The following is a 2,145-nucleotide window of genomic DNA, read 5'->3' on the forward strand; positions in this document are numbered from 1 at the left end:
CCAAATTTCCCACATCGCCTTGCGCCCGGCAAACGCCCAGATCAGCCAGAACGGCACCAGCACCGAGAAGAAAGGCAGCTGGCGGCCGATCATGGCCGTCACCTCCATCAGGTCGTAGCCGTGCACCTTGGCCAGCGTGATCACTGGCGTGCCCAGTGCACCAAACGCAACGGGGGCGGTATTGGCGATCAACGACAGCCCCGAGGCAGCGAGTGGCGAGAACCCCAGTCCGATCAGGATCGCGGCAGTGACTGCCACGGGCGTGCCAAAACCGGCGGCCCCTTCAAAGAATGCGCCAAAGCAAAATGCGATCAGCAGCAGCTGGATGCGGCGGTCTTCCGTGATGTTGGACAGCGAGTCCTGCAGCACCTTGAAGCTACCGTTCTGCTCAGTCAGCTGGTGCAGGAAAATGATGTTCAGCACGATCCAGCCGATTGGCAGCAGCCCCACAAAACCGCCATACAAGGCAGCGCGACCCGCCATCTCGGCGGGCATGCCGTAAGCGAATATGGCCACCACCAGCGCTGCGATGAGCCCCATGCCGGCAGCGATGTGGGCCTTGATGTGAAAGAACCCCAGGGCGGCCAGCATGATGATCACCGGGATCGCGGCCAGCGCGGTGGACGCAACCATATTGCCCGCCGGGTTGTAGATTTGTTGCCAGATCATGGCCTGTCTCCGTTCGGAAAGGGTTGAAGTGAAAAAATGCTGGCGCAGCAGTCGCCAGTGCCAGGTTCGCCAGCGGATTCTTCGGGAAAGCGCCTGTGTCTCTCTTGAAATGCGGTCCACTGGCGGTGTAATTAATTTCAAGTCCCCAGCCTCCATAGGGAATTGACGGGTCACCGAGGCTCGGACTGCGCGTTTACCCGGAGCAACGGCGTCAGCCTGCTGCAAGTGGCGCGTTGCGCGCTCAGCACGCAGTCGCCAACGAGTCAGGGCGGCGCGGCAGCACCGGTGTATTCGCGCCCCCGGGAGGGGCAACGGACGCTCCGGGGTACAGTTCCGCATGGCAAAAAGGGCGCTATGGAACTGAGACAACTGCGCTATTTCGTACGTGTGGTGGAGCAAGGCTCCATGAGCCGCGCCGCGCTGGACCTGGACGTGGTGCAGTCCGCACTCAGCCAGCAAATCACGCGGCTGGAGAGCGAGCTGTCCACGCGCCTGCTGCAGCGCACGCCGCGCGGCGTGACCCCCACCGAGGCAGGGCTGGCGTTCTTTCGCGAGGCGCAGCTCACCCTGCGCCATGCGGACCAGGCCGTGCGCGCGGCGCAGCAGGCGCGGCTGTCGGGCACCGTCACCGTGGGGCTGGCGCCCACCACATCGGGAGTGCTGGGCCTGCCGCTGATGCAGGCCATGCGCACACGCTACCCCGACGTGCGGCTGCACATGGTGGAGAGCATGTCGGGACACCTCACGGCCATGCTGCATGCGCGCGAGCTGGACCTGGCCGTGCTGTTCGACACCCGCCTGCACCAGGCGCAACAGGCCACGGGCGCGCGCCGCTGGGACATGGCGCCGCTGCTGGAGGAAGACCTGTTCCTCATCTGTGCCCGCAGCGGTCCCGGCAACCCCTGTGGCCGGCAGCTGCCGGAAACCATCACCGTCGCCGAGCTGGTGCAAGAGCCGCTGATCCTGCCCACCGGCCCACACGGCCTGCGTAGCACGCTGGACACCGCCTTTGCCCGCGACCGCGTGGCACCCCACGTGGTGCTGGAGGTGGACTCGCTTGCCATGGTGATGGCCGCCGTGGATGCGGGCCTGGGCTCCACCGTGCAGCCCTGGGCCGCCATGGGCCGCTACCCGGATGCGGCCGAGCGCTTTCAGTGCGCGCGCCTCACCGACGCGCCCGCGCGCCGCGTCAACCTGCTGTGCAGCCTGCCCGACGAAGAACTCTCGCCCGCCGCGCTGGCCGCACGCGTGGTGCTGACGGATTGCGTGCGCGAATTGGTAACGAGCGGCCAGTGGTTTGGCACGACATGGATCGGCGGGCAGGACACCAGCGCCTGAGCGGCCACCCCGCAGCCATCACGATCCGTGATACCCCCATGACCTGAACCCGCTGCACGGCGGGCCTGCGTCTCCCTACAGTCGCCATCACCCCGATGAACGACACGGCGACCGCGCCAGGAGACACCCCATGGGCCC

2 protein-coding genes are annotated in these 2,145 nt (G+C 66.4%); one reads left to right on the forward strand and one right to left on the reverse strand.

Annotated features, from left to right (window positions below):
* A partial coding sequence (locus DBR23_RS03035) for an L-lactate permease (protein WP_146191213.1) occupies positions 1–669 on the reverse strand: 669 nt, incomplete at its 3' end.
* Positions 670–1,023: 354 nt separating this feature from the next.
* Here DBR23_RS03035 and DBR23_RS03040 point away from each other — a divergent pair.
* On the forward strand, positions 1,024–2,007 hold the full coding sequence (locus DBR23_RS03040; RefSeq protein WP_108497278.1) for a LysR substrate-binding domain-containing protein: 984 nt from the start codon (positions 1,024–1,026) through the stop codon (positions 2,005–2,007).
* The last annotated feature ends 138 nt before the right edge of the window (positions 2,008–2,145 follow it).

This window comes from Acidovorax sp. HMWF018 (assembly GCF_003061035.1).
Classification (GTDB): domain Bacteria; phylum Pseudomonadota; class Gammaproteobacteria; order Burkholderiales; family Burkholderiaceae_C; genus Acidovorax; species Acidovorax delafieldii.

Excerpts from the sequence above, each read along its gene's own strand:
- DBR23_RS03040 (WP_108497278.1), top strand. The coding sequence starts at position 1,024 with ATGGAACTGAGACAACTGCGCTATTTCGTACGTGTGGTGGAGCAAGGC.